Here is a 23,075-nt window from a genome sequence, read left to right as displayed (position 1 = left end):
CTGAAGTACGTGGCGAAGAATAAGAAGGTAAAGTTTGGAGCAATTATTCATGGTATAGGAGGAACAACGGATGGGTGGCGCCATCCATCTGTTCCCGCAGATGCAAGTGTAAATCTATCATTTTATAAAGAAAGAGCTCGTTTAGCTGAAAGGGGAAAGTTTAGCTTTATATTTATAGCGGATGGTTTGCATATTAATGAAAAATCATTGCCGCATTTTTTAAATAGATTTGAACCGATTACCCTATTAACAGCTATCGCGGGAGTTACAGAAAAAATCGGTTTAGTTGGAACTTTATCTTCTACTTACAGTGAGCCCTTTAATGTGGCTAGACAATTTTTATCCTTGGATCATATTAGTTCTGGAAGAGCAGGATGGAATGTGGTAACTTCTCCATCTGCTGGATCTGCGCAAAATTTCAATGGGAAAGAATTACCTACACATGAAGAGCGTTATCGAAGAGCAAGCGAGCACTTAAAGGTGGTGAAAGGTCTCTGGGATTCTTGGGAAGAGGATGCTTTCATTCGTAATAAAGAAACAGGAGTTTTCTTTGATGAGACAAAACTTCATCCATTAAATCACGAGGGAGAATTTTATTCAGTTAAAGGTCCTTTGAACTTGGAAAGATCTAAACAAGGATATCCGGTTATATTTCAAGCAGGCTCTTCCGAAAGAGGAAGATTATTTGCGGCGGAATCAGCGGATGCAATATTTACAGGGCAAGAAACGCTGGAGGAGGCAATTGAATTTTACAAGGATGTAAAAGAAAAAGCTACACAATTTGGTCGCAAGGAAGATGAACTACTCATATTCCCTGGTATTAGCCCGATCATTGCAGATACTGTAGAAGAGGCGCAAAAAGTATATGAAGATTTTATCTCATTAATACCGATAGAACGTGCAATTACACATCTTGGAAGATTTTTTGATCATTTTGATTTTCGATCTTTTCCATTAGATGAGCCCTTTCCGGATATTGGAGAAGTTGGAAAAGAGGCATTTCAAAGTACGACCGAAAAAATAAAAAAGATGGCAAAGGAACATCAACTAACACTTAGACAGGTTGCACAGCAGATGGCTGTTCCTCGCAGTTCATTTCTAGGAACTCCTACTATTGTAGCTGATAAGATCCAAACCTGGTTTGAAAGTGGGGGAGCAGATGGATTTATTATTCATACAGACATTCCCGAGCAATTTCAGTTATTTGTAGATAAAGTAATTCCTATCTTACAGGAGAGAGGAATATATGAGAAAGAATATGAGGGGACTACTTTAAGAGATCATTTAAATCTTTCTAAGCCTGTAAATCAAAATGAACATAAAGCACTATTAAATAAAGAATATTAAATGGTGGAAATGTATGTGGAAATTTTTGTTAAATAGGATAATTGCTTCGTTATTTGTACTTATCGGCTCTCTATTTCTAGTTTTCTTCATAAATTATTCTCTTCCAGGAGATGTCGTTGATCAAATGTTGGAAGGAACGGGTGCGACTCCTGAAATGGCGGCTAATCTAAGAAAAGAACTAGGTCTGGACTTACCCTTTTATCAGCAATTTATGGAATATTTGAACAGTATTCTCCAGGGAGACTTTGGACATTCTATTGTCAATAATGCGCCAGTGCTCGATAGAATTATCACCCAATTTCCGGCAACATTAACGTTAACTTTAATGAGCGCATGTATTGCAATTGTTGTTGGAATAACGTTAGGAGTTTATTCGGCTATACACCATAATACGATCATTGATTATATTGCTAGATTGATAGGGTTATTTGGTATATCCATGCCAACATTTTGGTCGGGAATTTTGTTGATAATGCTATTTTCTGTCCACTTAGGCTGGTTTCCATCGATTGGTTCTGATGGTTTTCGTAGTTTAGTTCTTCCATCGCTCTCTTTAGGACTTGTTTGCTCCGGTGCCATAATCCGAATGGTTCGAAATAGTATGTTGGAAGTCATAAATGAACAATATATTCTTACATTGCGATCCAAAGGCTTAAAGGAAAAAGCAATTATGTATAAACATGTACTAAGAAATGCATTAATACCTTCTATTACTATTATAGGCATGATGATTGGTGATTTATTAGGAGGAGCAGTAGTAATTGAAACAGTTTTCTCTAGACAAGGAGTAGGTCGGCTTATTGCAGATGCAATAGTTTCTAAAGACCTGCCAGTTGTACAAGGTGTGGTGTTTTTTTCAGCTATTGTCTATATATCCATAAATCTATTAGTAGATATTTCTTATTCATTCATTGATCCACGTGTTCGAAGAACATTCTAGGAGGTGTTAGTGTGAAAGATACTATTGTAGAGGTCCAAATAAATAATCCTCCAATCGTAAAAAACAAAAGAAGGTTTAAACCTAGATACACAATTTTTTATATGGCCAGTTGTGTTATCTTTTTTTTAATCATCTGTGCCTTATTTCCTAAATTAATTGCTCCTTATGTTCCAACAGAAATGTTTACAGAAGAAATTATGAATTCACCTTCTTCCAAGCATTTATTCGGAACTGATTATTTTGGACGTGATATTTATAGCTTGATTGTGTATGGAAGTAGAAGTTCTCTAATAATAAGTTTCTTGTCTGTCACAGTAGCAGCCTTAATAGGTATGATGATAGGTGCTATTTCGGGCTATATTGGCGGAACTATTGATATCGTGTTAATGAGGGGAATTGATATATTGATGACTATTCCTGGGATGCTTCTCGCCCTTGCTTTAGCCGCAGCTCTTGGACCAAGTCTATTAAATATTATTCTAGCGATTTCTGTCTCTTCCTTACCTGGATATGCAAGGTTGATGAGAGGGCAAGTTGTCAGTTTAAAAGACAGAAATTATGTAATTGCATCGAAGTCTATAGGTGTAAATCGTTTTGTAATTTTTTTTAGACATATTCTTCCTAATGCATATTCTCCATTATTAGTTATGGCAACCAATGGACTTGGTTCAGCTATTCTTTTAGGTGCTGGCTTAAGTTTCCTTGGTTTAGGAGTTGTGAAAGAAATTCCAGATTGGGGTACTTTGCTGTCACAGGGAAGAGGTTATTTAACGGCGGCATGGTGGATAGCTACTTTTCCTGGCCTTGCAATCACAGCATTTGTGTTGTCTGTCAATATAATGGGAGATACTCTCCGGGATTATTTAGACCCCAAGAAAAAAATAACATGAAGGAGGTGCCAGAATGCTTGAAATTATTGATTTAGACATTGATTTTAAAACAAAGGATGGACTGCTTTCTGCTATTTCTAATTTAAATCTACATATAAAAGCTGGAGAAACGGTTTGTCTAGTTGGAGAGTCTGGAAGTGGGAAAACAATTACTTCTAAGGCGATTATGCGATTAATTGAATATGAAAATGGCGTTATTTCTAAAGGGAATATTTTCTTTCAAGGAAAAGAGCTTACATCCCTCGATCAAAAAATGCTGCAAACAATTAGGGGAAAGAAAATTGCTACTATCTTCCAAGAGCCACTTTCAGCATTTGATCCTGTTTTTACGATTGGATATCAAATAACAGAAATGATAAGAAAACATCTGAAATACACAAAAAAGGAGGCTTGGAATCAGGGGATAGAACTATTAAGAAAAGTAGGTATATCAGAACCAGAGCAACGGATGAAACAGTTCCCAAATGAATTCTCAGGTGGAATGTTGCAAAGAGCAATGATAGCTATGGCTATATCTTGTGAGCCAGATTTGCTTATTGCAGATGAACCCACCACAGCCTTAGACGTGACGATCCAACAGCAAATTATCGAATTATTGAAATCGCTGAAAGAGGAGCTTAATATGGCTTTGCTGTTAATTACTCATGATTTAGGGGTAGCTGCAGACCTTGCAGACAGAATAATTGTCATGTATGCAGGAGAAGTGGTAGAAGATGCATCCGTGAGCCAGCTTTTTCAAACTCCTCACCACCCATATACGAGAGGATTATTGAAGTCCATTCCAAAAGTCGAGGGTCAAACGAAGAATAAATTATATTCGATTGAAGGAAGCATTCCACCTTTAAACAATCCGCCAAATGGCTGTCTTTTTCATCCAAGATGCCCATTTGCGACGGAGAAGTGTAAAAAAATAAAACCCCAATTAACTAGTGTAAATAATCGGTTAACGGCGTGCTTTTACGCAGAGGAGTTAATCAAAAGAGAAGACTGGGAAGATGATCATAGAACAGAAAGAAAAAGACAGTATATTGGCGGACTTGCAGAGACAAAGGATCATTCTCAAAGCGAAATACTAATTGATATTCAAAAATTAAGTTTACATTATTCATTTGGTAAAGGAATAATAAAAAAAGGGAAAGTTAAAGCGGTAGATAATGTTTCTTTTGCGATAAAAAAAGGAGAAACTTTCGGCTTAGTTGGAGAGTCAGGTAGCGGAAAATCATCCTTGGGGAGGGCTATTCTTCAATTAGAGCGCATTACCAGAGGAGATGTGCTTTTTGCGGGAAGATCTTTAGGAAAGCTTCGTAATAAAGAGTTAGGTGCCTATCGTAAAGAAATGCAAATGATTTTCCAAGATCCATACAGTTCCATTAACGCAAGGATGAAGATAGGAGAAATAATAGGTGAGCCTTTAAGCTGGCACTTAAAGCTTTCTAACGAACAACTGAAAGCACATGTTTATGAGTTATTAGAAAAAGTAGGATTAAATCCAAAATGGTATTCCAGGTATCCCCATGAATTTTCAGGAGGACAGCGGCAAAGAATTGGTATAGCAAGAGCAATTGCCTTAAATCCATCATTTATATTAGCAGACGAAGCGGTTTCTGCATTGGATGTATCAATTCAGGCTCAGATTATAAATCTTTTGCAAGCCCTGCAAAAAGAAATGGGATTGACTTATTTGTTCATTGGCCATGATTTAGGTGTTGTTCAGCATATTTCGGATAGGATTGGAGTGATGTACCTAGGAAAGTTAGTGGAAATTGCACCTAGTCACCAATTATTCAAAAAACCTTTACATCCTTATACAAGGGGATTAATTGATTCTATTCCAAATACAAAAACAAACAAGAAAATGAAAATGGAGGGGGAAGTTCCATCACCAGTTAATCTTCCCTCAGGCTGCCGCTTTAAAACAAGATGCCCATTTGCGACAGAGCGTTGTTCGCTGAAGGAACCAGAATTAATAGAAATCGAAAGAGATAGATTCGTATCATGTCATTTTCCTTTGTTAACAAATTAAGAGGAAGAAAAAGATCTATGTAAGGGAGGCAAATATAGTGAATTTACGTAGTGGGAGAAAATACACCTTGTTTTTTCTAGTAACACTTAGTTTATTGTTAACTGCTTGCCAATCGACTAGTCAAGAAAAAGCGGGAGGAGAAGAGGCACAACCACAATCGGGAGGAGAATTAATCTATGGACTTGCTACTTCACCTGATAGCTTAGATCCTCATACTAGTGGAATGGCAGTATCGACACGAGTGAATAACAGTATTTATGAGAAGTTAGTATACCAAACCTCTGACAATAAAATCGAGCCATGGTTAGCAACAAGCTGGGAGGTTTCTAATGATCAAAAAACCTTTACTTTCAAATTGAGAGATGATGTATCTTTTCATGATGGGAGTAAATTTAATGCAGAGGTTGTTAAATACAATTTTGATAGAATAGTAAATCCCGAAACAAAAGCTGCTAGTGCTTATGCGTTAATAGAAAATTATCAGTCGTCTGAGGTGATAGATGAATACACAGTTAGAATTCATTTCTCTGCACCCACCACCACATTTTTAAATAATCTAAGTCAGCCTAAATTAGCAATAGTGTCGAAAGAGGCAGCCGAAGAGTATGGTCCTTCCTTGGCAACTAATCCAGTAGGTTCTGGGCCATATAAGTTTGTCAGTTTAGATGAAAATAACGAAATTGTCTTAGAGAGATTTGAAGATTATAGTTGGAAGGCACCTTATTCAAATCATAACGGGAAAGCATACCTTGACAAATTAATATATAAAATAATTCCTGAGGAAGCTACTAGAATTGGCAGCGTCCAAAGTAATCAAGTAAGTGCAGTGGAAACAATTCCTCCTCAAGATATACAAACGATTAAAGCTAATGGAAATTTAAAAATATATGAAGCTGAAACTGCGGGAATGCCATATGGATTATTTCTAAATCCAGAGAATGATCCTTGGAATCAATTAGAGGCGAGAATAGCGCTCCAAGAAACTATTGATATAGATTCTATTGTTAATACTTTATACTTGGGCACCTATAAGAGGGCTTGGTCTGTTTTAACTCCTACTATTTTAGGATATGATAAAGAACTTGAAAATAAGGATGTTGTCGATACTGCTCATGCCAATACTTTATTAGACGGAATCGGATGGAAGAAGAATAGCGAAGGAATCAGAGAAAAGGATGGAAAGGAGTTAGTCCTTCGATTAATTGATAGTAATGTAAATAGAGAAAAAAGACATGATATTGCCACAATTATTCAACAACAGTTAAAAGAAATTGGAGTAAAACTTGAGATTAAGACAACGGCTGATTATTATAATATAACTCACAATGGAAAAGATTATGATGTTATTGGAAATAGTAGAGTAGCTGGTGATCCAGATGTATTACGATTGTTCTTTCATTCGGAAAAACTTCCTGAAAACGGAGGATCTAACTTAGCTAGAATAGCAGATAAAGATATTGATCAGTGGTTAGAAGAAGGAGAATTGGAAATAGATCCGGAGAAAAGAGCAGACTTATATAAAAATGTGCAACAAAAATTGATAGAACAAGCCTATTTTATCCCTATTTATTTATTCCCATATACAGTAGCAACAGCGAACCAAGTTGAAGATTTAGCATTTGATTCACAAGGATATCCTTTGTTTAATGATGTATTTTTTAAAAATGATTAAGAAAAGATATAACCCTATATAAGTGAATTAATGTGTAAAAAAAGAAATGTGGTGATAATTGCGATGAGATTTATATTATTTTCTCTTGTTGGTAATGCCAGTAATCCAATCACTGGTAAGACCTTAACAACACAACAAAAATTTCAAAATGTAGTGAATCAAGCTATTATGGCAGAGAAATTTGGGTTTGATGGTTATGGCGTTGGAGAAAGACACGGTTTTCCTTTTCTTTCCTCTTCTCCAGCTGTACTACTTGCAGCAATAGCTATGCTTACTTCGAAAATACGACTATTGACAACAGTTACAGTTTTAAGCGTGTTAGATCCAGTCCGTGTTGCAGAAGATTTTGCGACAGTAGATCAGTTATCCAAAGGACGCTTAGAGCTTATTATTGGGAAAGGTAATGATCCTAGACATTATTCATTATTTGGTATTACAGAAGAGGAGCAATGGGAATCTCTTGCAGAAAGATATGAATTACTGAAACGATTATGGAAGGAAGAATCTGTAAACTGGCGCGGGAAATATCGTCCACCTTTAAATGATGTAACTGTCGAACCAAGACCATACCAAAACAGTATTCCTATTTGGCATGGGAGTGCATCCAGCACGTTATCAACAGAACTAGCTGCCAAAAATGGAGAACCAATTTTTTCATCTAATGTCTTTCATCCAATTACTAAATATAAGAAATTAATTGATCATTATAAGGAGAGATTGGCATATTACGGATTTGATCCTGCTCAAGCATTGGTGGGATCAGGAGCGGGGAATTTATATATCGCCAATACAAAGGAGGAGGCAATAAATAAATTTAAACCATATTATAATGCGTTTAGTAGTTCAGATGCTTCTAAGCATAATCAGTCTCCGTTTGTAAATCTAGAGGATTACATCAATAATGGCCCATCTCTTGTAGGCTCTGCAGATTCTATTATTGAAAAAATTTTATATTATCATAAATTCTATGGGCACCAGGTGCAAGGGATAAGTGTAGATGGATTGAAGGAAGAGGAACAGCAGGAACAAATTCAGCGCTTTGCTGAAAATGTAATGCCAGTATTAAAAAAGGAAATTCCAAATTTTGTTTGGGAAAGTAACCAGGTTCCTACTCTATAGATCCTTAAGTTATAAAGGAGGATAAAATTTTAATAATATAATTCCTTGTGTGACTATCGGAATAAAATGGTTTATTTTTTAAAGATAGAAAGTTGTTGGAAAACTGTAATTTATTAAATAGTAGAAGTAAATAGATATGAAAATATTGGATAATTTGAATGGAGAATGTTTATGAGTAAAGATATATTTCGTATTGCAAAAGTAGAAGATGCCCCTCAATTTTTGGAATTACTTTCTAGTGCCTTTAAACCGGTCGGAGAATTAGGGATCAATTGGCCATCTACTAATGCCACAATCGAAATGGTAACAGAAAATATCAAAAATTCAACAGCTATTGTGTTAGAGCGGGATGGCAAGCTAATTTCAACGATTACGATCCGTTTTCCTTGGGAAAGTACTCAGCCAGTTTCAGGATATCCTTTTGTATGGTGGTTTGCAACAGCCCCTCATTTAGCAGGCCAAGGGATTGGCAATAAACTGCTAAAGTATGTAGAAGATATGCTGCGTAATACATTTAAGGCTCCTGCTTATACACTTGGTACTTCTGGTCGAAAACATCCATGGCTTCTTGAGATGTATAAACGAAAAGGGTACCAAGAATATTTTCAGCATGAAAATGATGGGGACATCGGAATTTTAATGTATAAGGTACTAATTCCAGAAAGATTTGATGCCGCTATTTTAGGAGCACCTCCCTTCGAGGATAAAGATAAAGAGTTAAAAAAATCTTCTGTTTAATAGAAAAGAAAGCAAAATTCCTGTTGAAATTCGCAGCAATTAAATTCAACAGGATTTGGATTCAGAAGGAATATAAGGTTCTATGAAAAGAAGATAATTAGGTAAGCAGAAGTATTTGGAAAGTTTATCGTTAGATTTACTTAGTAAAAATACGGGAGTAACGATGCTTATTGATACCAATGAAACGAGCTTTGCCTATGAAGCAGCCGACAGAGTTATTTTTATGGAAAATAGGGTAATTATTGAACCGGGGACTACAAAGGAAGTTTTCGATCAAACAAAAGAAGAACGAACCAAGCAGTTTTTAGCGCTTTTTCCTCCGTAAAGTCGGAAAAAAATAAAAGTGAAGATTACGCAAACAGATGCAAAAGCAAGTATTAGATAACATTGGATAGAGAAAAAGCTTGTTCCATGCGGAATGGTGGGACATAAGTATTTCAATCAAATATAACCCCAAACAAAAAAATTCGTATAATTGTTTGGGGTTTTTATTTATTTTAAGAAAGAAGGTTTGTGGTAATCACCCGCAGACTCAATACACTTCCATGGGGCTAGGCCTGAGCCTTCTCGCCACTGCGTTGCAAATAAGGAAAAAGTAGATTCATAAAAAAGTTGCAACAAGTTAGGATTATATATTGAAAAAGGAAGAAATTAACAGACTAGAGCTCTTTGTGTCCGAAAGGAAGAGGAGTAGAGAAAAAAGCTAACAGTATTCTCCTCATGCTGTATCCAAAATATAAATTTTTTGAAGCTCCCATAGGAATCTGGAAATGCTAGTTTAACTATGGATAAAAGTGATAAGTTTTGTATAATTTCCCCAAAACTTTTAGAACCAACTTTATATGGAGAGGCGGGCATGATAGCCTTGTGAAGATGAGTAGCTATTGATAATGTTGGCTTCCTGGCTCATTAATAACGCCCACAGAGGCTCCATGTAAAGTTATTACGATCCGTGAATAAAATAAATTTTTGACATTAGGCGCATAGAGTGTCTGTAGTGTAATGGAACGAATTGGTTTCGCCACTAAAATAGAGGTTGTTCGTCTTTATCCATTATATATTATATATTTTATTCTGTCCCAGCCACTATTTTGGACTAAATTAAATAGTTGCACGAGAAACATCAGTAAACAATCGAAGTACAATATTATGATGACTAATCATTTTAGTTTGTATAGTAATAACTCAAAGTACTTTCTTCTTTTTTTTCTCCATTTTTTTATAAATATAGATTAAGATAAATTGAAAATGAAGTTTTGAAACTTTTCTTTATTTAATCAGTATATGTATATAACGGAAATTTTTCACGGCAGCAGAGCAGCGCGTGGATAAATAAGGTATGATTAGTATAAGAAGAGATAAAAATTGAGGTGATTTACTTGATCCTTCATTATAAATGCCCAAATTGTGGGGGAGATATGAGCTTTAATGCAGATACAGGCAGTTTATCTTGCCCTAGCTGTGGAAATGAAGAGAATATTGAGAGCTATCCAGAAAATTTAATGACCGCTTCTTTTGAAGAGAATGAGGTGAAGGAATACCATTGTGACAACTGCGGGGCAGTATTACTAACAGAAGCAGACACAACGGCAACAAATTGTAGCTTTTGCGGTGCAGGCGTTGTTATTGCTGACCGATTGGCAGGAGCGCTTGCTCCTAAGAAAGTGATCCCTTTTACAATCAGTAAAGAAGAAGCTATGGCGGCTTTTCAAAAATGGTGTAGAAAGGGACTATTAACTCCAAAGGGATTTATGAATGCAGACAGGATAAAAAGTATTACTGGTATGTATGTACCATTCTGGCTTTATGATTTAAACAGTGATGTTGATGTAACTGCCCTTTGCACGAAGGTCCGGACGTATACAAGCGGTGATTATATCTATACGGAAACGAAGTATTATGAAGCATATCGAAAGATAAATTTAGATTATGCGAAAATTCCAGTTGATGCTTCTGAAAAAATGAAAGATGAATTAATGGATAAATTGGAACCTTTTCCATATGAACAGTTAAAAGATTTTAAAACACCTTATCTAGCTGGCTTTATTTCTGAAAAATATAATTATACGGACGCAGAATTATTACCGCGCGCAAAGGCTAAAGTGAGTGATTACATTGATTCCTTTGTACATTCCACTTTTGCTGGGTATCACACGATAAATTATCGGGATAGAAATATTGATACAAAAGCGGTCCGGAGTGATTATGTCTTGCTTCCTGTATGGATGGTCAGTTACGATTACGAAAGCCAAGAGCATATTTTTGCGATGAATGGACAAACAGGAAAAGTAGTCGGGAAACCGCCGATTAGTAAAGGCAAGGTAGCGTTATGGTTTAGCGGAATTGCTGGCGGCACATTCCTTGCATTAAAAGGTATCTCCGTCTTAATGGGTGGTGGCTTCTTTTGAGAAAAATTTTAAGGAAGTATAGTAGTTTACTATTTATTGCCTTGGCAATATTTACTCTGTTCTCAAGCAATGCAGTAAGTGCGGCTTCAGAGAATCAAACGCAATATATCTTTGATGATGCCCAGCTTTTAACAGATTCAGAAAAAACAGAACTGGAAAGCTTAGCAGAGGAATTAGGCGAAGAAGCCGAAACCGCCTTATTGATTCTTACGCTAGATGGCACAAATGGAAAAGATATTAAACGATATGTAGAAGATTATTATGATGAAGAAGCACCAGGCTATGACCAGCCTCATGGTAATACAGCTATCTTAGCCATTGATATGGAGCAAAGGGATATTTATTTAGCAGGTTTTAAAAAAGCGGAAGATGCATTGGATAATGAAACACTAGATTATATCCGCGAAGAAATAACACCTGCTTTATCAGACGGCGATTACTTAGAGGCATTCTCCACTTTTATGCATGAATCAGCTTATTATTTAGTGGATGATCCGGCTAATTTAGAAAATGATTATGATTATAGCGGCATAGATGAGGCTAGAAATGAATATAGCGAGGAAAATAATGCAAGTGGAATGCCAGCATTTTTCTTCCATTGGGGCTTTCAGCTGATTGCCTCGCTCGTGATTGCAGGGATTATCGTGAGTATAATGGTTTTCCAATCAGGGGGAAAAGTAACCGTGGATGGCAATACGTATATGGATAACTCGAAGATTATAAATAGACAGGATCGCTTTATTCGAAAAACAGTAACAAAACAAAGAAAGCCACAAAACAACTCAGGTGGCGGTGGCGGGATCACTGGCGGTGGTCACTCCCATAGTGGAAGCAGAGGAAAATTCTAAACAAGTATTTTACTTAGTGAAAGGGGCTAAAAAAGGATGTCATTTTTTCGTAATCAATTTGCCAATGTAGTGGAATGGGAAGAATTTCGTGAAGATATGATTTTTTATAAATGGAAAAATCGTGAAATTAAAAAGGGAAGTAAATTAATTATTCGCCCAGGTCAGGATGCTATCTTTTTAAACAATGGCAATATAGAAGGAGCTTTTCAAGAGGAGGGCGAGTATGACATTGAGTCGCAAATTGTCCCATTTCTATCCACTTTAAAAGGCTTTAAATTCGGATTCAATAGTGGAATGCGAGTAGAAGTGCTATTCGTCAATACAAAGGAATTTACAGTTAAATGGGGCACGAAAAACGCAATAAATATACCAGCAGCTGGACTTCCTGGTGGAATGCCAATAAGAGCAAACGGAACCTTTCAGTTTAAAGTAAAGGATTATATATCGCTGATCGATAAAATTGCTGGGATTAAAAATCAATATTTAGTAGAAGATGTAAAAATCCGCATTATCTCTGTACTGGATCAATTATTAATGAAGTGGATAGTCACAGCAGGTAAGGATATGTTCAATCTTCAAGCAAACTCCTTTGAAATTGCCAAAGGCATTCAAGACGATTTAAATAGCCAGATGATGGAAAGTGGGCTTGCGATTACAGGCTTCCAGGTTATGAGCTTCAGCTATCCAAAAGAAGTACAGGATATGATTAATAAAAATGCCTCACACGGAATGGTTGGCAATATAGATAAGTACCAGCAAATTTCGCTGATTGATGGCATGGCTAATGGGAAAATGTCCGGCGGGGGTGCAGCGTCTGATATGGCTGGCATGATGATGGGAATGAATATGGCTAATCAAATGATGGATAAAATGAATAAGCAAAACCAAAGCCAGGGGCAAAATCAGCAGCAAACGCCGGCTCCACAACCAACACCAGAAGCAGCATCCCAGAATCAAGAGAAAAAACGGCCCAATTTTTGTCCGAATTGTGGAACGAAAACAGGGGAAGGCAATTTCTGCTCCAATTGTGGCCATAAATTAGTATAAAAGCGACGCCAAAACGGTTTTCCATAGAGGGAAACCGTTTTGGGTTTATCGGTTGCTATTTTACAAACACAAAAAGCATTTTATTGACATTATATAGAAGGTGAGGTAAATTAGTTAGTATTCTAAGTAATTAAAAAGGAAGGAATGAAAATGAAGGAGAGGGAGTTTGAAGTAAATTTTCAATATCTTATTCGCACCATTAATCATAAAATTAAGCTAAGTGGTGATAAAAGGTTGGAAGCGCATGGGATTACATTAGAACAGGCCCGTACTATGGGTTTCATTGATGCTCATGAGGAGCAGGGGATTACGCATAAGGACCTAGAAACAAGGTTTAATCGAAAAGGTTCCTCCATCAGTAGTATCATTCATAATTTGGAAAAAAAAGATTTTATAAAACGTACAATTGATCCAAAGGATGAGCGTAGAAAGTTATTGTCTCTTTCAGAGAAAGGGAAAAAAATCGTAGGTGATTTTGAAGTTTTTTTTGCTAATGCTGAGAATATGCTGGTTGAGGGTTTTAGTGATGAAGAGAAAAAGCAGCTATTTCATTTTTTAGAACGAATGAATGTAAATGTAGACAAACAGCTTTAGCAAAGTGATATCTTACAGGGGTATCACCGTATATAGTTAGAGTTCTAAGTAAATGAACTGAATTGTTTTTCGTTTTCAATACATTTAGATTAAGTACGGTTCAATGAATGAAGTCTGTTTATTACAACTATATAGTTAGAAGTCTAATTATTTAGTTAGATTTCTAACTAAATAAAAAGAAAGTAGTGATAATATGGAAAAAGAAAATCTTTATTATTTTGAAAAAGCACCAATTGCTAAAGCAGTTGCCCATTTTGCTATTCCAATGATGCTTGGTATGTCAATGACAGTAGTTTATTCGATTTTAAATGCTTATTTTATTGGCTTTTTACAGGACACTGCGATGCTTACAGCTATTACACTAGCACTTCCAGTCTTTGCTCTAATCATGGCTTTTGGAAATTTAATAGGAATGGGAGGAGGTACCTATATATCAAGGCTTCTTGGTGAAAAAAATTATTATAGAGTAAAACAAGTATCTTCGTTTTCTATTTACAGTTCTATTTTATTAGGTTTATTAATCATTATAGCTACACTTCCATTTATAGATTCGATTGTTTCATTATTGGGTAGTAGCCTCCATTCCTTTGATTATACAAAACAATACGTAATGATGTTAATTATTGGTTCACCGTTTATTATTTTATTTTTTACTATGGAACAATTAGTTCGATCAGAAGGTGCGGCAAATGTTTCCATGATTGGAATGATACTTAGTGTAGCCATAAATATTGTGCTTGATTTATTGTTTATTTTTGTTTTAAAGCTAGGAATTATGGGGGTCGCAGCAGCAACCATTCTCTCAAATATTATGGCTTGTATTTATTTTAGTTATTATATGGGAAAAAAGAGCAAATTTCTTACCTTATCTTTTCGGAATTTTTCATTCGAAAAAACTATCCTTAAGCATATTTTAACGATTGGGGTTCCGGTATTTTTGATGAATGTTTTTATGGGAGTTACAGCCCTCTTCTTTAATCACTTTATGATGATATATGGAGATAAAGCTGTTGCTGCTTATGGAATTTCCTCAAGATTACAACAGTTTCCAGAGTTTTTCATCATGGGAGTTTGTGAGGGTGTAGTGCCGTTAATAGCTTATTCCTTTACAGCAGATAGAAAGCGGATGAAAAAAGTTGTGTCGTTTACGAGTAAGCTTATACTAGGAATGGCCGTTCTTTTCGGATTAATCATCTTTTTTGCATCCAGCAACCTTATCGGTTTATTTACTAATGATATCGCATTAATTACTGTAGGAAGCTATATCTTAAAAGTAACGTTCTTATCTATGTTTTTATCTGGATTTACGTTTTTAATTATTGGGATGTTTCAGGCGACTGGTCAGGGAACTGCTGCCTTTGTTATGGCCTTTGTGCAAGGATTGGTGTTAATTCCTATTTTGTTTTTTGCTAATTTCACTTTTGGTTTTCATGGTGTCGTTTGGTCCCTGTTTTTAGCAGATAGTATTACATTCATAGTAGCCGCAGCAATACTATATGTATTAAGAAATAAATTAAATAGTCCTTCTGTGGAAGAGTTGCTGCAGGGAGAATAATACGCCAAAATAATGGATTCTTGCTTTGATAAACAAAAATGCAATATTGCTGCAATAGGGGAAGGGGAAGAAATACTACCTGTATTCTCAGCAATATTGCAGAGATAGTGTCTATTTATGTAAGGTATAAGGAGAACGAGAGAAATTTAGTCTTTATCGGTTTACAATCAATAAATTATAAAGTAGTATGTAAGAGGTTTAAAGATTACAAGCAAGGAGTTGAATTTTTATGAGTACTCGAAAGTGTATGGAACCTGAACCAGAACCCACGGCCATGAAAGAGGAAGTCATATATAGCCCTTCCTTTAGAAGTTTGAATACTGATAAAGATTCAACTTTATTTGGCAGAGAATGTTGACTTCCTCTACAACAAGAGGAGGTAAAAGCATGAGAAAAATTTATATTTCAAATGAAGATGGAATGTTGCAGGAAACAGATAAAATAGTCAATGGCTGCTGGATCAATTTAATAGCACCAACAGAGCATGAGATAACAGAAATTGCAACAGGTTTAGATATTCCATTAGCGTTTATGAAAGATCCATTGGATGAAGAAGAGCGTTCAAGAATTGAAAAAGATGGGGAGAATATATTGATCATTGTCAATCTTCCGCTCGTTTCGTTTGATGAAAAAAAGACACAAATTTATGACACCATTCCATTAGGAATGATTATTTCCAAGAATTGCTTTATTACTGTCTGCTTAAAGGATAATCCTATTTTTCAACAATTTTCTGAAGGGAGAATGAAGAGCTTTTTTACGTACAAAAAAACTCGTTTTTCCTTGCAAATACTGTATAGTATGGCGACAGCTTATTTAAAATATTTAAAGCAAATCAGCAAGAAGACAGATAGCATTGAAAAAGAACTACAGCAGTCCATGAAAAATAAAGAGCTTTTCTCTTTGCTTAACATCGAAAAAAGTTTAGTGTACTTTACGACTTCTTTAAAATCGAATAATATTGTTATGCAAAAAATGCTCAAAAGTAATTATTTGAAAATGTATGAAGATGATCAAGAATTGCTAGAGGATGTTATCATAGAGAATCAGCAAGCAATTGAGATGGCTGAAACCCATATGTCGATTTTAAGTGGGATGATGGATGCCTTTGCTTCGGTTATTTCCAATAATGTTAATATGGTCATGAAGTTTCTCACATCCTTCACCATTATTTTATCCTTACCAACAATGGTTGCGAGCTTTTACGGAATGAATGTGCATATTCCATTTCAGGATATGTCCTATTCTTTCACCATTGCAATTATGATTTCCTTCTTATTATCAGGAATAACCGCTCTAGTCTTTTGGAAAAAGAAGTTCTTTTGACAATGTACAGCTCCTCCCTATGATAGGGAGGAGCTTCTTTAATAAAACGAACGAAATTCTTTCGGTGTAAACCCCGTTTCCTTTTTAAAGGTGGCAACAAAATGACTGGTGTCATTGAAGCCAATTAAGAACGTAATGTCCTTGATTTTTATATCTCGATTGGTAACTAAGATTTCTTTTGCCTTTTTTATTCTGTATGCAAGGACATATTGATAGACAGAAACACCGACAAAGCGTCGAAAAAGCTTATTCAAATATTGTGGGGAGATATAGAGTCTCTTTGCGATATCGGCAATATCACATTTCTCTACATAGTTTGTTTCAATCCATTGGATACTTGGCCAAATATATTGCTGATATAAATCATTGGTATGGACGGTTCTATGTAAGCCATGGTCTCGTATATTTAATAAGAAGGTATACACATCAATGGAAAGCTGCTGCTGCTGGCTATTTTGGTTTTCGTTTTTTATACGGGACAACATTCTTCTCGTCCAATCACTGTAAGAAAAATCTGGGCAATCGTTGGCAAGATAGTAGGGAGCAGCTCCAAGGATATCTGCTATATTTGGAGAAAAACTACCGTTAATCGTTAAAAAATTTGTTTGCCAGCCATTGGCGGAAATAGCCTCATAGTAATGTGAAACAAATGGTGCAATCAGAATTCCTTCTGAAGGTCTTAAGCGGATTTTTTCATTTTCAATAGTGACCTCCCCTAACCCCTTTTCCGTTTGTAACCAATGGTAATACGGATAGCCATCCGCTCGCATAATCATTTCTTGCTCCCACTGATAGCCGATGCTTTCGATGGAAAAGGGGTTAGAACCATCTAATAAATTAAAATGTACTTCCATTTATGTATCCCCTTACATTAGTTTCATATTTTTATATAAACTAGTTACTCTTATTATACTTTTTCTTTATTTGCCTATCTATAATGAATGTATAAAAAAAGGTGGAGGGATGAAGATGGCGAAAAAAGTATTTAACCGTATTTTATATGGAGGAGATTATAATCCGAATCAATGGCCAAAAGATATTTGGGAAGAGGATATGCGGATATTTAAAAAGGCGGGTATTAATTCAGCGACGATTAATGTTTTTTCATGGGCAAAAATTCAACCTTCTGAAGATGAATACTACTTTGAGGAGCTAGATGACATAGTTGAAATGCTGAGCAAGGATAAATATGACATCATCCTGGCTACGTCGACAGCTTCGTTACCAGCATGGATGGTAAAAAAATATCCTGAAGTAGCTCGAACAGATTATGAGGGCAGACACCATAAATTTGGACAGAGACATAATGCCTGCCCAAATAGTCTCGTTTACCAAAAGTATGCAAGTAAACTAGCGGGGAAATTAGCAGAAAGATACGGAGATAATCCATATGTTACTTGTTGGCATATTAACAATGAATATGGCGGCGAGTGTTACTGTGAAAACTGTGAAAAGGCATTTCGAGTGTGGCTGAAAAAACGATATCAAACGATTGAAGCATTGAACCAAGCATGGAATTTGGAATTTTGGGGTCATACTATCTATGCGTGGGATGAAATCGTTCTTCCGAATGCACTAAGTGAAGGAATTGGCAGTGATAAAACCGCATTTGCTGGAATATCTATCGATTACCGCCGCTTTAATTCCGATAGTATGCTGGAAAATTACAAGATGGAACGGGATGCTATACGAAAATATGATGCCGATACGCCCATCACCACAAATTTAATGGGCACTTATAAAAATTTAGATTACTTTAAATGGGCAAAAGAAATGGATCTCGTTTCATGGGATAATTATCCAAGCTATAATACACCATTGAGCTACACAGCGATGTGTCATGATTTAATGCGCGGGCTTAAAGATGGGCAGCCGTTCATGTTAATGGAACAAACCCCTAGCCAGCAAAACTGGCAGCCTTATAATTCCTTAAAGCGACCTGGAAAAATGCGGGCACAAAGTTACCAGACGTTAGCACATGGAGCAGATACGATTCAATTTTTCCAGCTGCGTCGTTCAGTCGGAGCATGCGAGAAATTTCATGGTGCTGTTATTGAGCATGTCGGCCATGAAAATACAAGAGTGTTTCGCGAGGTAAGGGAACTTGGGAATGAATTACAGAAATTAGGGGATGAATTTTTAGGCTCTACCATTCATAGTAAGGTTGGTATCATTTTTGACTGGGAAAACTATTGGGCACTTGAGTATACGAGTGGACCAAATAAAGATTTAAAATATGTTGATCAAATTCATCAATACTATCAATACTTTTATACAAAGAATATTTCAGTTGATATGATATCGGTTGATAGTGACCTTTCTAAGTATGACGTGGTCGTTGTCCCAGTTCTTTATATGATGAAAGCTGGGCTGGCAGAGCGAATCACCGCATTTGTGGAAAATGGCGGACATTTGGTTACTACTTTTATGAGTGGAATAGTTAACGAATCAGATAATGTCTATCTTGGCGGTTACCCAGGGCCATTAAGAGAAATAGCAGGAATCTGGGTCGAGGAAATTGACGCATTAGCCCCAGAACAAAAGAACGGGGTTGAATTTGTGGATGGTAATGTCTATGTCTGTCAGCTGCTATGTGACATTATTCATCTAGAAGGAGCAGAGACCGTTGCTTTTTATAAAGAAGATTTTTACGGAAATACACCAGCTATTACAAAAAACACTTATGGAAAAGGGACTGTATGGTATGTTGGTACACAGGTAGAAGAGGACGGCCTTACTCATTTATTGAACCAAGTGATAGAAGGAACAGAGGCAAAGCCGATTTGTTCGCACGGAGAGGGCTTGGAAATTACCAAAAGAGATACAGACGAAGCTTCGTTTTATTTTGTCATTAACCAACAGGTAAACAAGCAGCTATTACCGAAAGATCTGGTTGGCAAAGTTAATCTACTAACTGGAGAAGTGGTGAAGGAAGCTGTGGAATTAAAGCAATTTGATGTACTTATATTGAAATAAAAATTACGTGGAGTTTGGCTACATCGAATAAGTCGATGTAGCTTTTTTATTTGGGAGGAAGGTGGATGGTATTTGCTGATAGATGAAGGGGCGGGCGAGATGACGCTGCTGGAGGGGGGGAAAGTCACAATTTGTGAGAGAGAAGGAAAAGTGGTGTTCATGGAGGGGATGAAAACCACAATCCTGGGAGACTGAGGGGAAAGTGGCGTTCATGGAGAGGATGAAAACCGAATACTGGAGACCGAGGAAAAAATGGTGTTCATCAAGCGGATGAAAACCACAATCCAGGAAGGAAGAGGAAAAAGTGGTGTTCATCAAGCAAATGAACACCACAATCCAAGAAGGCCGAGGAAAAAATGGTGTTCATCAAGGGGATGAAAACCACAATCCAGGAAGGAAGAGGAAAAAGTGGTGTTCATCAAGCAAATGAACACCACAATGCAGGGAGACCGAGGAAAAAATGGTGTTCATCAAGCAGATGAAAGCCACAATCCAGGAAGGAAGAGGAAAAAGTGGTGTTCATCAAGCAAATGAACACCACAATGCAGGAAGACCGAGGAAAAAATGGTGTTCATCAAGGGGATGAAAGCCACAATTCAGGAAGACCGAGAAAAAAATGGTGTTCACCAAGCAAATGAACACCACAATCCAAGAAGGCCGAGGAAAAAATGGTGTTCATCAAGCAGATGAAAGCCACAATCCAGGAAGACCGAGGGAAAAGAGGCGTTCATCAAGCAAATGAACACCACAATCCAGGAAGACCGAGGGAAAAGAGGTGTTCATCAAGCAAATGAACACCAACAATCTCAGGACTAAACAAAAAAATGGTGTTCATTAAAAGAAGATTTAAAACAAAAAGAAAAGGTGCTTTTCTTCAAACACCTTTTCTTTAGACGTAAAGTTTTATTCTATTAATTTGTACGACTTTTATCAGATTGACTACACGGGATTACTATAATAAGTAATGAAATTTATATCTTGATCGTAATTTCCAAACCCTTTTCCAAATAAAGTAACGCCGCCAAGATTTTCTGCATCTTCTTTTACTTCTACTTTTAAATCCCACATCCCACTTTGTTCTTCGCGAAACTGATCAATGGTAGTATCGGATAATTTTTTGCCATCAGCATAAACGCCATGCTTAGTGATGCGGATAGTAAGTAAGATACCGTATTGGTTGGTATCATTTGGCCACCAGCCGGGGGTAAAACGGCCTCTTGTATCAGAGAAGTCTCCTGGACTGGTCCATGTACACAGTTCTTTACCGTTTAAAGAAAACGTAATATCAGAAGGCCAGACATTATTCGAATAAGGAAATTCAGAAGAAGCTTCCAAGACAATATCAATCATCTCTAGTTTATCTTTTTCTTTCAGAATGGAAGGAATACGATATTCAATAAATCCTTTTGTGAACCACAGGATAGCTGCTTGGTTTTTTTCTGGATCCATAAAGTATTTAGGATCATCGTATTCGCCGATAGCTTTAGCGATAGTCGCCAGGCCGCAGGTAGGGTAAACTTTAAAATTAAAATAGTGACCTACAGGAATTTCTTGTTTATAGGTTTCAAAAGCAGAGTAAATCTTTTGAGGAAATTGTATTTCGATTCGATCTACTTTTAGGATAGCAATTTTTTGCAGACCAGATTTGCCAGGGATCGTTTCAGTTTTTACTAAACCTGCATCACTCATTTTTGTAATATGTCTACTGACTATTGCACTGCTTATATTCAATTCCTTTGCGAGTTCGCCAATATTCATTTTTTTCTTGGATAATAATTTAATAATGTTTATTCGTGTAGGGCTGGATAGAACCTCGTACACAGGGATAGAATTTTCCGATATATCTAATTGCATCTTTGGTACCCCCTTTATTACTATTATATTACTACAAGAATAAATGAATAGCAAAATCAAATATTTTATATAACCAATAGGTTAATCAATATTAATATTTTTATCATAATAGTATACTAACTAGTTATTGACAACGCTTTCTTATTGTATTATATTTTAGTCATGAGTTTATCTTTTTAACTATGTAACTAGCAATAGTAGAAAGGAGGATATCGTACATAGTATTGTGAACAACTTAGTATCCTGTTATTGTTTTTCCAAAAATTGAAAATGGAGGAATCACAACATGCAAGTGAATTTATTAGTTGATAAGCAAGGACCAACAATAAGTAAATATATTTATGGACAATTTGCAGAACATCTAGGACGGTGCATTTATGAAGGTGTTTGGGTTGGTACCGACTCTGATATTCCAAATGAAAATGGAATTCGTAAAGATGTGGTAAATGCATTAAAAGAGATTCAAATTCCTGTAGTTCGTTGGCCAGGTGGTTGTTTTGCTGATGAATATCATTGGAAAGACGGGATTGGACCAATAGAGAATAGAAGTACAATAGTGAATACACATTGGGGCGGAGTAACCGAAAATAATCACTTTGGTACACATGAATTTTTTGAATTGATCCGCCAATTAGATTGTGAAGCGTATATTAATGGGAATGTAGGAAGCGGTACAGTCCAAGAAATGCAAGAATGGGTGGAGTATATGACCATGAATGGCGAATCTCCAATGGCAAACCTCCGCCGGCAAAATGGCCAGGAGGAAGCTTGGAAAGTAGCATTTTTTGGTGTAGGTAATGAATCTTGGGGCTGTGGCGGAAATATGCGTCCAGAATATTATGCGGACCTTTACCGGAGATATCAGACCTATGTTCGGAAATATGGAGAGCATAATATCTACAAAATTGCCTGTGGGGCAAATGTAGATGACTATAATTGGACAGAAGTATTAATGAAAAATGCAGCAAGATTTATGGATGGAATCAGCCTGCACCATTACTCCATTCCAACCAGAGTATGGCAGGATAAAGGCGATGCTGTAAATTTTCCAGAAGAACAGTGGTATTCTGTATTAGAGCATGCTCAGTACATGGACGAATTGATTACAAAACACAGTACAATAATGGATAAATATGATCCCGAAAAACGTGTTGGTTTAATTGTAGACGAGTGGGGAGCTTGGTATAACGTAGAACCTGGAACAAACCCTGGCTTCTTATATCAGCAAAATACTATTCGTGATGCTATGCTTGCTGCAATTACATTAAATATTTTCCATAAGCATGCAGACCGAGTTCATATGGCGAATATTGCGCAGATGGTGAACGTTTTGCAGGCAATGCTATTAACAGAAGGGGAGAAAATGATCAAAACCCCTACTTATCATGTTTTTGATTTGTATAAACATCATCAGGATGCAGAGTTAGTTGATTCTTATGGGGATGAAAGTAATCATGTAACATATACAGCTTCTAAGAAGGATGGAAAATTAACCGTTTCTCTATGTAACTATGATTTAACGGAAACGAGAGAAATTACCCTTTCCAGAGAAAAAGGGGAGTTTGAAATAGTGGAAGCAGAATATATTACGGCAGATACAATGAATGCCCATAATACATTTGAAGAACCAGAGGCTGTAGCAAAAAAAGAGTTTACTAGCTATATAGTAGAGAAAGGAACATTAAAGGTTACTTTACCGCCTATGAGTGTTGCAAGCATCATAACAAAGGAAAACTAA

18 protein-coding genes are annotated in these 23,075 nt (G+C 36.4%); 16 read left to right on the top strand and 2 right to left on the bottom strand.

The window, feature by feature from the left end:
- The first annotated feature begins 9 nt into the window (after positions 1-9).
- The 14 genes from NSS71_RS21040 to NSS71_RS20975 all read left to right on the top strand — a co-directional run bounded on the left by NSS71_RS21040 (position 10) and on the right by NSS71_RS20975 (position 16,507).
- Positions 10-1,347, top strand: coding sequence for an LLM class flavin-dependent oxidoreductase (locus NSS71_RS21040; protein WP_341152011.1), 1,338 nt, complete (start codon positions 10-12; stop codon positions 1,345-1,347).
- Positions 1,348-1,360: 13 nt separating this feature from the next.
- Complete coding sequence (locus NSS71_RS21035) at positions 1,361-2,287, top strand: ABC transporter permease (RefSeq protein WP_341152010.1); 927 nt, start codon at positions 1,361-1,363, stop codon at positions 2,285-2,287.
- An 11-nt stretch (positions 2,288-2,298) separates the two neighbouring features.
- Positions 2,299-3,177 (top strand): ABC transporter permease, encoded by an 879-nt coding sequence (locus NSS71_RS21030; RefSeq protein WP_412759309.1) that lies wholly within the window; start codon positions 2,299-2,301, stop codon positions 3,175-3,177.
- A gap of 13 nt (positions 3,178-3,190) precedes the next feature.
- Positions 3,191-5,200 carry an ABC transporter ATP-binding protein gene (locus NSS71_RS21025; protein ID WP_341152009.1) on the top strand — a complete coding sequence of 670 codons (2,010 nt, stop codon included), beginning with the start codon at positions 3,191-3,193 and terminating at the stop codon, positions 5,198-5,200.
- Positions 5,201-5,237: 37 nt separating this feature from the next.
- Positions 5,238-6,872 carry an ABC transporter substrate-binding protein gene (locus NSS71_RS21020; RefSeq protein ID WP_328283067.1) on the top strand — a complete coding sequence of 545 codons (1,635 nt, stop codon included), beginning with the start codon at positions 5,238-5,240 and terminating at the stop codon, positions 6,870-6,872.
- Between the two features lie 63 nt (positions 6,873-6,935).
- Entirely contained in the window at positions 6,936-7,991 is a 1,056-nt protein-coding gene (locus tag NSS71_RS21015) for an LLM class flavin-dependent oxidoreductase (protein WP_328283068.1), read from the top strand.
- 171 nt (positions 7,992-8,162) lie between these two features.
- A complete protein-coding gene (locus tag NSS71_RS21010) occupies positions 8,163-8,729 on the top strand; it encodes a GNAT family N-acetyltransferase (protein ID WP_341152008.1) in 567 nt (188 codons plus the stop codon).
- A 115-nt stretch (positions 8,730-8,844) separates the two neighbouring features.
- On the top strand, positions 8,845-9,054 hold the full coding sequence (locus NSS71_RS21005) for a hypothetical protein (protein WP_328283070.1): 210 nt from the start codon (positions 8,845-8,847) through the stop codon (positions 9,052-9,054).
- A 1,054-nt stretch (positions 9,055-10,108) separates the two neighbouring features.
- Positions 10,109-11,137, top strand: coding sequence for a TFIIB-type zinc ribbon-containing protein (locus NSS71_RS21000; protein ID WP_141231687.1), 1,029 nt, complete (start codon positions 10,109-10,111; stop codon positions 11,135-11,137).
- Entirely contained in the window at positions 11,134-11,985 is an 852-nt protein-coding gene (locus NSS71_RS20995) for a TPM domain-containing protein (protein WP_341152007.1), read from the top strand. Before NSS71_RS21000 ends, NSS71_RS20995 begins: the two co-directional genes overlap by 4 nt.
- Before the next feature lie 36 nt (positions 11,986-12,021).
- Positions 12,022-13,032 carry an SPFH domain-containing protein gene (locus NSS71_RS20990; RefSeq protein ID WP_341152006.1) on the top strand — a complete coding sequence of 337 codons (1,011 nt, stop codon included), beginning with the start codon at positions 12,022-12,024 and terminating at the stop codon, positions 13,030-13,032.
- A gap of 150 nt (positions 13,033-13,182) precedes the next feature.
- On the top strand, positions 13,183-13,626 hold the full coding sequence (locus NSS71_RS20985; RefSeq protein ID WP_186440670.1) for a MarR family transcriptional regulator: 444 nt from the start codon (positions 13,183-13,185) through the stop codon (positions 13,624-13,626).
- Positions 13,627-13,819: 193 nt separating this feature from the next.
- Positions 13,820-15,181 (top strand): MATE family efflux transporter, encoded by a 1,362-nt coding sequence (locus tag NSS71_RS20980; protein ID WP_047941642.1) that lies wholly within the window; start codon positions 13,820-13,822, stop codon positions 15,179-15,181.
- Positions 15,182-15,568: 387 nt separating this feature from the next.
- Positions 15,569-16,507: a magnesium transporter CorA family protein gene (locus NSS71_RS20975; protein WP_095259202.1), complete on the top strand. Its 939-nt coding sequence runs from the start codon at positions 15,569-15,571 to the stop codon at positions 16,505-16,507.
- A 38-nt stretch (positions 16,508-16,545) separates the two neighbouring features.
- Here the strand turns inward: NSS71_RS20975 and NSS71_RS20970 are convergent, their stop codons facing one another.
- The gene (locus tag NSS71_RS20970; protein WP_047941640.1) at positions 16,546-17,361 is read right to left on the bottom strand and encodes an AraC family transcriptional regulator; all 816 of its coding nucleotides are present in this window, start codon (positions 17,359-17,361) and stop codon (positions 16,546-16,548) included.
- 115 nt (positions 17,362-17,476) lie between these two features.
- Between NSS71_RS20970 and NSS71_RS20965 the strand changes: the two genes are divergently transcribed.
- Complete coding sequence (locus NSS71_RS20965; protein WP_061800613.1) at positions 17,477-19,483, top strand: beta-galactosidase; 2,007 nt, start codon at positions 17,477-17,479, stop codon at positions 19,481-19,483.
- A gap of 939 nt (positions 19,484-20,422) precedes the next feature.
- On the opposite strand, the gene NSS71_RS20960 is transcribed toward NSS71_RS20965, so the two are convergent.
- A complete protein-coding gene (locus tag NSS71_RS20960; RefSeq protein ID WP_047945017.1) occupies positions 20,423-21,337 on the bottom strand; it encodes an ArsR/SmtB family transcription factor in 915 nt (304 codons plus the stop codon).
- A 286-nt stretch (positions 21,338-21,623) separates the two neighbouring features.
- Here NSS71_RS20960 and NSS71_RS20955 point away from each other — a divergent pair, with 286 nt between their 5' ends.
- Positions 21,624-23,075 carry an alpha-N-arabinofuranosidase gene (locus NSS71_RS20955; RefSeq protein WP_061800617.1) on the top strand — a complete coding sequence of 484 codons (1,452 nt, stop codon included), beginning with the start codon at positions 21,624-21,626 and terminating at the stop codon, positions 23,073-23,075.

Source organism: Niallia sp. FSL W8-0951 (assembly GCF_038006525.1).
GTDB classification, from domain to species: domain Bacteria; phylum Bacillota; class Bacilli; order Bacillales; family Cytobacillaceae; genus Niallia; species Niallia circulans.
Note: the sequence above shows the minus strand (reverse complement) of the source record. Positions and strands in the feature narration are given on the sequence as shown.